General features: G+C 49.1%; 10 protein-coding genes. All 10 read left to right on the top strand.

Features of this window, described 5'->3' with window-relative positions; all coding sequences use genetic code 11:
* Positions 1–1312: 1312 nt before the first annotated feature.
* The 10 genes from GPL15_RS03395 (at position 1313) to thiI (ending at position 12782) form a co-directional block, all read left to right on the top strand.
* Positions 1313–2527 carry an ROK family protein gene (locus GPL15_RS03395; protein WP_215696032.1) on the top strand — a complete coding sequence of 405 codons (1215 nt, stop codon included), beginning with the start codon at positions 1313–1315 and terminating at the stop codon, positions 2525–2527.
* A 56-nt stretch (positions 2528–2583) separates the two neighbouring features.
* The gene (locus GPL15_RS03400) at positions 2584–4032 is read left to right on the top strand and encodes a sulfatase-like hydrolase/transferase (protein WP_215696034.1); all 1449 of its coding nucleotides are present in this window, start codon (positions 2584–2586) and stop codon (positions 4030–4032) included.
* Between the two features lie 23 nt (positions 4033–4055).
* Positions 4056–5168 carry a tripartite tricarboxylate transporter substrate-binding protein gene (locus GPL15_RS03405; protein ID WP_215696036.1) on the top strand — a complete coding sequence of 371 codons (1113 nt, stop codon included), beginning with the start codon at positions 4056–4058 and terminating at the stop codon, positions 5166–5168.
* Between the two features lie 72 nt (positions 5169–5240).
* Complete coding sequence (locus GPL15_RS03410; RefSeq protein WP_215696038.1) at positions 5241–5732, top strand: tripartite tricarboxylate transporter TctB family protein; 492 nt, start codon at positions 5241–5243, stop codon at positions 5730–5732.
* A gap of 17 nt (positions 5733–5749) precedes the next feature.
* The gene (locus tag GPL15_RS03415) at positions 5750–7231 is read left to right on the top strand and encodes a tripartite tricarboxylate transporter permease (protein WP_215696040.1); all 1482 of its coding nucleotides are present in this window, start codon (positions 5750–5752) and stop codon (positions 7229–7231) included.
* Between the two features lie 511 nt (positions 7232–7742).
* Positions 7743–8504 (top strand): TSUP family transporter, encoded by a 762-nt coding sequence (locus GPL15_RS03420; RefSeq protein WP_215696041.1) that lies wholly within the window; start codon positions 7743–7745, stop codon positions 8502–8504.
* Between the two features lie 52 nt (positions 8505–8556).
* Positions 8557–9513: a 50S ribosomal protein L11 methyltransferase gene (prmA, locus tag GPL15_RS03425; protein WP_215696043.1), complete on the top strand. Its 957-nt coding sequence runs from the start codon at positions 8557–8559 to the stop codon at positions 9511–9513.
* A gap of 11 nt (positions 9514–9524) precedes the next feature.
* On the top strand, positions 9525–10268 hold the full coding sequence (locus GPL15_RS03430; RefSeq protein WP_215696045.1) for a 16S rRNA (uracil(1498)-N(3))-methyltransferase: 744 nt from the start codon (positions 9525–9527) through the stop codon (positions 10266–10268).
* Between the two features lie 133 nt (positions 10269–10401).
* Positions 10402–11556, top strand: coding sequence for a cysteine desulfurase family protein (locus tag GPL15_RS03435; protein ID WP_215696047.1), 1155 nt, complete (start codon positions 10402–10404; stop codon positions 11554–11556).
* Positions 11557–11600: 44 nt separating this feature from the next.
* The gene (gene thiI, locus GPL15_RS03440; RefSeq protein WP_215696106.1) at positions 11601–12782 is read left to right on the top strand and encodes a tRNA uracil 4-sulfurtransferase ThiI; all 1182 of its coding nucleotides are present in this window, start codon (positions 11601–11603) and stop codon (positions 12780–12782) included.
* The last annotated feature ends 78 nt before the right edge of the window (positions 12783–12860 follow it).

A 12860-nucleotide genomic window follows, 5' to 3' on the forward strand; every position in this document is an offset into this window, starting at 1 on the left:
TTCAGTGGGCATCTCAGAAACTGATTTGGTTTTCAGTTTCTGCCCGTCTTTTTCTATTCCTGGAGCCTAACTTTCACTAATGGTTTCCAGATGGCTTTCATCCCCGAAGGCTTCCCCTGGGCCCGTCCCCATCCAAACATCCAGTCCGTCCCCTCGTCCTGCTTCCCTGCTGGTGTTCTCTGGCTCAAGTAATTAAAAGCAATTTAACATCAACCCTCAAGGCATTTTCGAAAATGCCGTCACCCTTTGATGTAAATCCCCTCACCATTTACATCAAATCTCCATGTCATATTCGTCAATACCTACATCAATTACCAAATACCTCCTCACTGAAACTCTTCTATGCTCATTTTCTCCTCTTCCCCAAATCTTTTTTATCTCCAGGCGTAACTTTGGCCAATCACCCAAATAAAGATTTGGAAAAGGAACGTAGAAGAGGCAAAGAAGCGTTTGATTGAGGCCATATTTGGCATTTCGTGCAGATTATGGTATAGAAATTTCAAGTAACTGACATGGGGATTTAAAATAAAGGGTGAAGGCATTTTTGAAAATGACTTCACCCTTTACTTTAAATTTGCTTTTAATTACTTTAGCCAGAGAAAACCAGCAGGGAAGCGGGGAGACCGGATGGGGGGAAACCAGGCCGGGGACCGGAGCAGGGGAAACAAACCATACAGGGGTCGTGTGGAAACCGTTTAGTTGAACTTAGGTTTCCAGCAGGAAAGAGGGCGGGCAGAAACTGAAAACCGAATCAGTTTCTGAGATGCCCCTGAACGGTGAAGTCATGAGGAGTTCACCGTGAATGGGCATCGGACCGCCCTCTTTCGTGCTGGAAGCCTTAGTTCAACTTAACGGTTGGAATCAGATCCCTGTATGGTTTGTTTCCCCTGCTCCGGTCCCCGGCCTGGCTTCCCCCCATCCGGTCTCCCCGCTTCCCTGCGTAACTTCCTGAATCAAACTTCCAGAATTAACTCCCAATTCCCCCCTCCTCCCTCAAGGATTTAACCTATCTTAAAATTGAATTGAAAAATGGTTGAAAGTCCTGGAAGCAATCCATTTGTTTCTCGAAAAACAGCGGTAACTTTTGGCGCTTTTTATTGAAATAGCTAAAAAGAACAGCGGTTTGGTCATAAGTGTTGACGAAATGACTGGCCTTGTTATAATTTGATTAAACCGAAACGAAAAAAAGTTACCGAAAAACACAATAAATAGCCGATTAGATCTGGTGAAAAATTTGACTTTAGTTCTAAATGGAATTATGCTGATACCATATTGATCCTTAAAACCAAAAAAATAAAAAGGAGTGACCGCTTTGTCACAGAAAATGGTATTTGATAATCTGACGCAGGAAGCCATAGAGGTTTTCAGCGCCATACAAAAAAGAAAGATTTCCGGTAAAGAAGAACTCATTCAGGCAACAGGAATTAAGAGCACGACGATGAACCGCATACTGGAACGGCTGAAAGATGAAGGGCTGATTCTCGTTTGCGGCGAGGGGGATTCCACAGGAGGCCGCAGGCCGCTGCTGTACGGAATCAACAATGAAAATAAGATTTATTTTGTCGGCATCAACATCGGGTTTTATCACCTGGACATCAGTATTCTGCATTACAGCGGGAATGTGGAAGTCCTGCTGAAAAGGCCGTACCCGCTGGATAACGGGCCGGAACAGGCCATTGCGGACATACGGGTCATGTATGAGACGGCGCTTCAGAAAACCGGAATCGATCCGAAAGATATTTATGGCTGCGGAGTTGCTATCTTTTGCTCCCTGGACCGGGTCCAGGGTGTCGCTCTCAATACGATTTCTGCTGAGAATCTCAACCCTGAATGGTTTGGATTTCCGCTCAAACAGCGCATCGGAGAGATTTTCGGTGTGATACCGGTCATGGAAACCAGCATCAACTCCGTATGCATCGGAGAATATTGTTTCGGCAATGGCCGCAGTTTCAATAAAATGAGCGTTCTGCTGTGTTCCAACGCAATCCGGATGGGATGTATGCAGAACGGTATGCTGATCCGGCCCGCGAATAATATCGTGGACGCCTTTGGACATATGGTGATTGAAGTGGGAGGAAGGCCGTGCAGGTGCGGCAATTACGGGTGCGTGGGCACCTACGGCAGCGCATCCGCCATTGTGCGGACCTTCCGGCGTGAGCTGCGCTGCGGCAGGGCCAGCGTGTTAAATGAGATGCCGCTGGAAAATATCACAGTCTATGACGTGCTTCACGCAGGTGAGGACGGCGACCAGCTTGCCGTTGAGGTGATCACTAAAGCCGCCACCATGGTTGGCATGGCTGCGGCAAACTACATAAATCTGATCAACCCCGAAATCCTTATTTCAGCCGGCCTTCTTATAGAAAATTCCAATGTTTATTATAAGGCCGTGAAAGAGACGGTTACCAGAATTACAAGGCTTCTTCAGGGGAACAGCAGCCTGCTGTTTATGCCGCGTACCAAGATGGGCAGAGGAGCAGTTGGAGCTGCAATTACAGCGATGGAAGCACAGATGGGAAAATCCTATTGATGATCTGCCAAAACCTTCCAATGCTGAATATATGATACAGAAAAAGGAGGTAAATAATGGTGAAAGGTCAAAATGTGCTGTTCATTTGTTCAGACCAGCACAACAAATGCGAGGCAGGCTGCTACGGCAATCCGGTTATAAAAACACCGAATCTGGACAGTCTGGCCCGGGACGGCACGGTATTTCAAAATGCGTATTCCAATAACCCGATCTGCGTGCCATCGCGTGCCAGCCTGGCTACGGGACAGTACAGCTTCAAGATCGGCTGTTACGATAACGCCACTCCCTATACGGGACAGGTTCGAAGTTTCGGCCACAGGCTGAATGAAAATGGAATTGAAATGACCACCATCGGCAAGCTTCATTACCGCTGCGTGGATGATGATACAGGTTTTACGGACCAGCGCATTCCGCTTCATGTGCGGGACGGCGTCGGCGATGTTTTCGGCCTGCTGCGTGATCAACGGGTGACAAAACCCAAGGTTGGGCAGTTCCCCAACAACGCTACCATTGGCCGTTCCTCCTATATGGATTACGATGAAAATGTGACCCGGGAGGCACTTGGCTACCTGGAAGAAAAACGTGGTGCCGATGAGCCCTGGGCTCTGTATGTGGGCTATACGCTGCCCCATTTTCCACTGACCATTTCACAGAAATACTGGGATTTATATGAAGGCGTTGACATTCCCATGCCGACGGCCTATAAGATCGGGGAACGCTCCGAGCACCCGTCCTGCCGGGATCACCGGCGGTTTTACGGCATGGACCGCCAATATGAAGACGATGTGATCCGCAAGGCTCTGCGCGTATATTACGGCATGTGCTCTTACCTGGACGACCAGCTTGGGGCGGTGGTGCAGAAATTAAAGGAGACCGGTCAATACGAGAATACCATCATCATTTACAGCAGCGACCACGGCGAGATGGCGGGAAATCATGGGATGTGGAATAAAAACTGTATGCTGGAGAGCGCGGTAAATGTACCGCTCATTGTGACCGGTCCGGGAATTCCAAAGGCCAGGAGAAACGATACCATCGTCTCTCTGGTGGATATCTATCCCACCATACTGGACGCTTTCGGCATCCCGCTGATAGAGGAGGAAGAGGCAGAACTGCCGGGAACTTCTTTGCTGGAAATCGCTAAAGAAGAAGGAACGAGAAATCGAATCGCCTTCAGCGAATACCATTCCACCGGCTCAGTTACCGGCGGCTTTATGATCCGCTATGGCGATTATAAATACATCTATTATGTGGGATATAAGCCCCAGCTCTTCTGCATCAGGACAGATCCTATGGAACAAAACGACCTGATTGACGATCCGGCGTATAAAGAAATTGCTGCCCAGCTCGATGCCCGGCTGCGCCAAATCTGCAATCCGGAGGCAGTAAACGATATGATAAAGGATAAACAGGAGAAAATCCTGTCCGAACATGGTGGGAGAGAGCGCGTGCTGGCGTCTTTTGAACCGGTATTATTCTCTCCGCCCCCCAAAATAACCCAATAAAAAGTTGAATGGAGGTAACAAAGATGAAAAAAATGAACCTATGGGCAGCCCTTATGATTTCAGCCGGCCTGCTGGCACTCAGCGCCTGCGGCCAAAAGACGGCAGCGCCGCAGAAGACAGAAGCCCCGGCCCCTCAGGCGGCAGCCACCGCTGCGCCCGAAACCGCCGCATCCGAAAAAACAGAGAAATCTGAAACCGCCGAGTCCGAAAAAACAGCGAAAGCCGAAACAGCCGCGCCTGAAACAGCAGCCGAACTGGATACCAAATGGCCGGAGAGGGCCGTTTCCATCATCGTCGGCGCCAACCCGGGCGGCGGACAGGATGCATCAGCCAGACTTTATGCCAAGTATCTTTCGAAATACACCGGCCAGGCTTTCACCGTTACGAATATTTCCGGCGGTTCCGGCTCCATCGCTTCTTCCCAGGCCAAAGACTCCAAACCTGACGGCTATACGGTCCTGATGTCCCATGAAGCCCTGGAGAACAACAAAGCTTCCGGAACGGTGGATTTTGACTACACCAGCTTTGATATCGGCGGCATCGGCCTTACCTCCAAATCCCAGGCTCTCATCACCAACGGCAAGAAGTTCAAGACCATGGATGAGATGATCGAGTACGCCAAAGCAAATCCTGGCGATATTATAGCAGGCACTGAGTGGGGCGGCAGTTCCCATCAGAATCTTCTGTCCGTTGAGGCTTGTCTGGGAATCGATCTGGATATTGTGGACGGCGGAACGGTTGGAGAACGTACCGCGGCTATGGCAGGCGGTCATATGGACCTTCAGATCGCTTCCATCGGCAATGTGGCTGACTACATAAAAACCGGCGAATTCACAGCGTTAATCATGTTCAATGATTCTGTCATCGATGCTTATTCCGAGTATCCTTGTTCCACCGATTACGGCATTGATTACGTCTATGATAAGTTCTACGGCCTGTTCTTCCCCAAGGGAACCGATCCGGCAATTCTTGCAAAGAGCAACAGCCTGGTAGCGCAGATGGCGGCTGATCCGGAATTCATCGCAGAAGCAGAAGCTCTGGAACTCATTCCCGGCGTGATCGAAGATCCTGAGACTTATCTGGACAACGCGCTGGCCCACCTGATTGAGTACAATAAAAAATATGTAATCCAATAAAGTAACAGCAGGCTTTCCTGCCGGAGCCGGAAGACACCGGCAGGAAACTATCGTTTGGAAACGGAGGAGAGTATGTTTAAGCATAAAACCTTTGAAGACTTAAAGGAATTGATCGCCGGTCTCGGCCTGGTTGTCTTTGCGGGATTTTATCTGCTGTATTCCTTTCAGATTAAATCCACGCTCAACAATGGAATGGGCGGAAGCAAGTTTTTTCCCTGGGTCATCGGCACTCTGATTCTGGGGCTGGGGCTGATCCAGACAATCAAATCCCTGGTCATTTTGGCCCGCACCAAGGAGGTTTCAGCGAAAAAGGCGGAGATAAACGTGAAAAATGTGATCCTCACCTTTGTTTACTTTGCCGCCTATGCCTGCCTCATGCAGACCATCGGCTTTCTGATTGGAACGTTTTTCTATCTCATAGGCATGGTCCATCTGTTATCTCCCAAAGGCGCACGCAGTTTTCCTAAGATTATTCTGATCGCGGCTGTGGCTGATCTCGTGATATATCTGATGTTCACCAGGTGCTTTGGCGTTATCCTGCCAATGGGACCCATTATTTTCTAAGAAAGGGGTAACCGCTCATGCTAGAAATGTTTGCTCAAGGCTTCGCAGCCCTGTTATCCGTAAAAATGCTGGCGCCGCTGGCTCTCGGCGTTATTATAGGAATCATCGTGGGAGCCAGCCCGGGACTGAGCAGTTCCATGGGCCTGATCCTGGTGCTGCCGGCCACCTATGGCATGTCTCTGGAAAGCGCCATGGCCATATTCCTGGGAATCTATGTAGGTTCCGTATCCGGCGGCCTGATTACGGCTATTCTTCTGAACATACCCGGAACCTCCGCCAGCGTGCCCACCACATTTGACGGCGCGCCCATGGCGAAAAAGGGGCAGGCGGGGAAAGCCCTGTCGGTGGGCATTGTGTGTTCCTTTTTCGGCGGCATGTTCAGCTTTATCTTCCTGTTTTTCCTATCACCAACCATCGCGGTCCTGGCGCTTAAATTCAGCGCGGTGGAGTATTTTGCCGTCAGCTTTTTCGCTCTTATGCTTGTAGCCAGCCTGGCCGGAAAGTCTCTGGTAAAGGGCCTGGCCTCAGCCGCTGTGGGCATGGCGTTCGCCACTGTCGGAATGGCTCCTTTGGATGCCGCCAGGCGGTATACATTCGGCTACATCAGTTTGGATAAGGGATTCGCGTTTATCGCCGTTTTAATCGGTTTTTACGCGGTGATCGAGGTGCTTAAAATGGCGGAGCTGTTCGACATACAGCCGTCTCCCAAGGCCAATTACCGTATGAAAGGCTTTGATATCACACGCACCGAGGTAAAGGAAAACCTGGGCAATTTCTTCATCTCCTCCACCATAGGAACCGGCATCGGTTTTCTGCCCGGCATCGGCTCCGGCACGGCGGCGATGATTTCCTATACGGTCACCAAAAACCGTTCCAAGACGCCGGAACTGTTTGGAACCGGCATCGTTCCCGGCGTTGTCGCCTCGGAATCGGCCAACAACGCGGTAATCGGCGGCGCGCTGATCCCTCTGCTCACTTTAGGTATTCCGGGCGACGGTTCCACGGCGATCCTGCTGTCCGCTTTCATGATGCACGGCATCACCCCGGGCCCCCTGCTGTTCACCACACAGGGCTCCCTGATCTATACCATGTTTGCCTGTCTGTTTGTGGCCAACATCATGATGGTGATCATGGAGTATTATTCCCTGCCGCTGGTACTGAAAGTTTTAAACCTTCCCAGGGAAGTGCTGTTCCCGGTGATCATGGTTTTGTGCAGCATCGGCGCATATGGCAGCAACAACCGGACCTTCGATATCGTCAGCATCCTGGTTTTCGCCGCTTTGGGCTATACGTTTCATAAGTTTAAATTTCCTGCTCCGCCTTTTATCATGGGATTTATCCTCTGCCCCATCGTGGAAAAATACCTGCTGCGGGCGCTGCAGCTCACCGGCGGAAGCATTGTTCCATTCTTTACACGCCCGATTTCAGGCTTCTTCATGCTGCTCTCCGTGGTATTTTTAGCTATGACCGTACATAAACAGTCCAGATATAATGCTTGACAGGGGTTCCCATGACTGGATTGGGGACAGATTTGCCGAAAAATGGGCGTTGAGATAACAGATGGCGGGAATGAATGTTCAAACACACGCCGGCATTAAAAAAGAATATCTGACCAAATAAAAAAGTTTCCGGCTGCAGCAGGAAACTTTTTTTCGTCGATTACAAATTCTAATTGCCGTTAGATTGTAATTGTGAAAATACTTTGTATTTTTTTATAGGAGCCGGCGGTGTGATAGAGTGTAATGCATCAAGGAATTTCGAAGCTTGATATGTTTTTTGCCGGGTCTCTTATAAGTTCAACATAAGTGATTTTCATCCGTTCAATAGGTTAATGCACCGGAAAACATTTTTATTGCAAAAATATTTAAATTTTTTTATTTTATTTGCCACTGTATCTATTATGTGATATGATACCATGTGGTGATTTGCCGTAACTGTTCAGATTTGTCTGGATTATTACGGCTGGTCGGAAGACGTGATATAATACAGAAAGAAAAGGATTAAAATAAAATGCTGCAGTATTTGATCGTATGTCCTCTGGTGTTCTTAGCAGGGTTAGTGGATTCGATTGCAGGAGGCGGCGGACTGGTTTCCCTTCCTGCGTATATTTTAGCAGGGGTTCCGGCCCATATGGCGTTGGGGACGAATAAGCTGGGATCGGCCATGGGAACTACCATATCGACCGCCAGATATATAAAAAACGGCTATTTGGAAGGAAAGATCATGGCATCCATGGCGGCCTGTTCCGTGGCGGCGGCTCTGGCCGGATCCACCATCGGTTCCAGACTTTCTCTGCTGACCAGCGAAGCCGTCATTAAAAATATGATGATTGTAGTGCTTCCGGTGGTGGCCTTTTACGTTATGAGGAATAAAAATATGGGCGATAATGAGAAGACCAACACACTGCCCATTAAAAAAGTCTATCTGATCACGATCGGGGCCGCGTTTGTGGTCGGGATGTATGACGGATTCTATGGACCGGGGACCGGGACATTTCTGATTCTCATTTTGACCGGCTTGGCGAGGATGAATTTGAGAACCGCTTCCGGGATCACAAAAGTGATCAATCTCTCTTCCAATGTGGCGGCTCTCGTCACATTTATCACCAGCGGCAATGTGATCTATCCGCTGGGACTGGCGGCAGGGGTTTTCTGCATTGCAGGCCATTATATCGGATCGGGTATGGTGGTGCATAACGGCCAGAGAGTGGTGCGCCCGGTTATTTTGGTGGTGCTTTTGATTCTGTTTATTAAGATTGTATTTGGACAATAAAGGATGAACCGTCTGAACTATTACAATAAAAGATATATGGAGGAAGAAAATCATGAAATGGACGAAGTTTACGTTGTCAACAACCACGGAGGCCGTGGATCTGGTCAGCTGCATGCTGGATGAAATCGGCATCGAAGGGATTGAAATAGAAGATAATATTCCCCTCACAGAAGCGGAAACAAAGGGGATGTTTATCGATATCCTTCCGGAACTCCCGCCGGATGAAGGGATTGCAAAAGTAAGCTTTTATCTGGAAGATTTGAATGAGCTGGAAGAAATTCTCAATCAAATCGAAGAGGGGCTGGACGATTTAAGCCAGTTTGTGGATGTGGGAGAGCGGACCATTTCCATGTCTGAAACAGAGGATAAGGACTGGATTAACAACTGGAAACAGTACTTTAAACCGTTTACCGTGGATGATATCCTGATAAAGCCCACATGGGAAACGGTTCCCGAAGAGCATAAGGACAAGCTGCTGATCCAGATTGACCCGGGAACCGCATTTGGAACGGGGATGCATGAAACCACACAGTTGTGCATCCGCCAGCTTAAAAAGTATGTGGCCCCGGATTCAAAGATTCTGGACGTGGGTACGGGCAGCGGCATCCTGGGCATTACGGCTTTAAAGCTGGGGGCAAAAGAGGTGTTCGGAACTGATTTGGATGAATGTGCCATATCGGCGGTGAAAGAGAATATGGAAGCCAACGGGATTGACCCGTCTGAATTTTATGTGCTCCAGGGCAACATCATCGATGACAAAGCCGTTCAGGACCAGGCAGGCTGCGAGTGCTATGATATCGTTGTGGCCAATATTCTGGCGGATGTGATCATTCTGCTTCAAAAGGAAATTCCGGTACATTTGAAAAAGGGCGGGATCTTCATCACGTCCGGTATTATTAATATGAAAGAAGAGGCTGTGAAAGAGGCCTTTGCCGCCAATGACGCATTCGAAGTGATCGAAATCACCTACCAGGGCGAATGGCTTTCCGTAACGGCCAGAAAGAAATAGAGGAAACAGACGTGTATCATTTTTTTGTACATCCGGATCAGATATCAGAAAGCCAAATCCGGATTCAGGGAAGAGATGTAAACCATATTAAGAACGTTCTGCGGATGAGATGCGGGGAAGAGATTCTCATCAGCAATGGCCAGGATAAGGATTACCGCTGCCGGATTACGGAAATCTGCCCGGATGTGGTGATTTCCCACATTCTGTCCGTGGATGAAGAGGGCACGGAACTTCCGGCCAGGCTTTTCCTGTTTCAGGGACTTCCGAAAAGTGATAAAATGGAGCTGATCATACAGAAAGCGGTGGAACTGGGCGTTTATCAGATCATTCCGGTGGCCACAAAACGGACCATCGTAAAACTGGACGCCAAAAAAGAAGAGGCGAAGGTCAGGCGCTGGAACAGCATCTGCGAAAGCGCCGCCAAACAGTCCAAACGCATTGTGATCCCGGAAGTGACGGGAATTATGACATTTGGCCAGGCGCTGGAATATGCGGGGGAATTCGACTGCAATCTGATCCCCTATGAACTGGCTGAGGGGATGGCCGGGACGAAAGAGGCGTTGGGCCGGATTAAAGCCGGGATGAGCGTGGGCATTTTCATCGGGCCGGAAGGCGGGTTTGAAGAGACGGAAATCCAACTGGCAGAGTCCAGGAACGTAAAACCCATATCCCTGGGGAAACGGATTTTAAGGACTGAAACCGCGGGATTGACAGCTTTGTCCATCTTGATGTATCATCTGGAAAGCGGGATATAAGGGACAGACTTATTACGCTCAAATTTGTGACGGAGCCGCAAATTTGAAGCGCGGCTGAGAATGTGGAATTTTCAGCGCGTGCCTGCGCAGCGTAAAATTTGCGCATCAAAACGCTCCGGCATGGAGGAAACATATGGAAGCATATTTTGATAATTCCGCTACCACCAAGGTGCTGGACAGCGTGAAGGATATCGTGATAAAAACCATGACAGAGGATTACGGAAATCCCTCTGCCAAACATTTAAAAGGCGTGGAGGCGGAGCGGTATATCCGCTGGGCGAGAGAAGAGATCGCTAAAACTTTAAAAGTGAAGGAAAAAGATATTCTGTTCACCTCAGGCGGTTCGGAATCCAACAACATGGCCCTGATCGGCACTGCGCTGGCCAATAAACGGGCGGGAAACCACATCATAACCACCAATATTGAGCATCCTTCCATTTATAATACCCTCAGCTATGTGGAAAGCCTGGGGTTTGAAGTGACGTATTTAGAGGTGGATGAAAAGGGGCATATCAGCCTGGAAGAATTAAAAGAGGCGGTCCGCCCGGAGACAATCCTGGTATCCGTCATGTATGTGAATAATGAAGTCGGCGCGGTGGAGCCGGTGGAGGAGATTTCAAAGGTCATCAAGGCCAAAAATCCCGGCGCCATATTCCATGTGGACGCCATTCAGGGATATGGAAAGTTCCGCATCTACCCCAAACGCCAGGGGATCGACCTTCTGAGCGTCAGCGGCCATAAGATCCATGGGCCGAAAGGGGTGGGGTTCTTATATATCGATGAAAAAATCAAGGTAAAACCTCTGATTTACGGCGGCGGCCAGCAAAAGGGCATGCGTTCCGGCACGGAAAATGTTCCCGGAGTTGCAGGCTTAGGAGCGGCGGCCAAAGAAGCTTATACGAATTTTGATGAAAAAATCAACGCTCTTTACCAGCTGAAGGATTATATGATCGACCGGATTGGGGAGATTGAAGGCGCCCATGTGAATTCAGAAAAAGGCCATGGCGGCGCGCCGCAGATTGTCAGCGTCAGCTTTGAAGGCATTAAAAGCGAAGTCCTGCTTCACGCGCTGGAGGATAAGGGGATTTATGTATCATCCGGTTCCGCCTGTTCTTCCAACCATCCTTCGGTCAGCGGCACGCTGCGGGGAATCGGCGTGAAAAAAGAGCTTTTAGATTCCACCCTCCGCTTCAGTTTTTGCGTGTTCAATACCAAAGAAGAAGTGGACTATTGCATTGAAACATTGAAAGAACTGCTGCCGGTGCTCCGGCGTTATACAAGAATGTAAGCAGTCGGAAAAGAGGCCGCCGGAGGCGGAATATGGAGGTAAGAATGCAGTACAAATCATTTTTGATAAAATATGCGGAAATCGGTACAAAGGGAAAAAACCGGTATTTATTTGAAGATGCGCTGATCAAACAGATACGCCATGGGTTAAAGACCGTGGACGGGGAATTTGCTGTGACCAAGGAATCGGGGCGCATCTATGTGGACTGCAAAGGGGAATATGATTATGAAGAGCTGATCGAAGCCTTAAAAAAGGTGTTCGGCATCGCCTGGATCTGCCCCATGGTGCAGATTGAATCCAAAGACTATGAGAACCTGAAAAAAGAAGTGGTCTCTTATATGGATGAAGTATATCCGGATAAACAGATCACCTTTAAAGTGGATGCCCGCCGGGCGGATAAGAACTATCCCGTAACATCGGAGCAGATCAACCGGGATATGGGAGAAGTGATCCTGAACGCGTTTCCGGAGATAAAAGTGGATGTCCACAAACCGGATGTCATGCTTCATGTGGAAATCAGGAATAAGGTGAATATCTACTCTCTGATGATCCCGGGAGCGGGCGGAATGCCGGTGGGAACCAACGGAAAGGCCATGCTCTTATTGTCGGGCGGCATCGACAGCCCGGTGGCGGGGTATATGATCGCAAAGAGGGGCGTTAAAATCGACGCTGTCTATTTCCATGCGCCGCCTTATACCAGTGAAAGGGCTAAGCAGAAGGTGGTGGATTTAGCGAAGCTGGTGGCCCGTTATTCAGGCCCGATCCAGCTCCATGTGGTCAATTTTACGGATATCCAGCTCTACATCTATGAACAGTGCCCCCATGAGGAACTGACCATTATCATGCGCCGTTATATGATGAGAATCGCCCAGACCATAGCGGAAAACACCGGATGTATCGGCCTTATTACGGGAGAGAGCATCGGACAGGTGGCTTCCCAGACCATGCAGTCTCTGGCTGCAACCAATGAAGTCTGCACCATGCCCGTATACCGTCCGGTCATCGGCTTTGACAAACAGGAAATCATCGATGTGTCGGAAAAGATCGGCACCTATGAAACATCCATTCTGCCTTTTGAAGACTGCTGCACCATATTTGTGGCAAAGCATCCTGTTACTAAGCCGAATTTGAATATGATAAGGAAATCAGAGACAAAACTGGAAGAGAAGATTGAAGAGATGGTGAAGACTGCCATTGAAACGGCTGAAACCGTTTGGTGCGATTAAATGATAGATCAAGAAGGAATCCCGATTGCGGGATTCTCCGCCTGTGGAGGAGCACGTTCCTGTAGAATAAAAAAAGAT

It is taken from the genome of Clostridium sp. MCC353, from assembly GCF_018785315.1.
Taxonomy (GTDB): domain Bacteria; phylum Bacillota; class Clostridia; order Lachnospirales; family Lachnospiraceae; genus CHH4-2.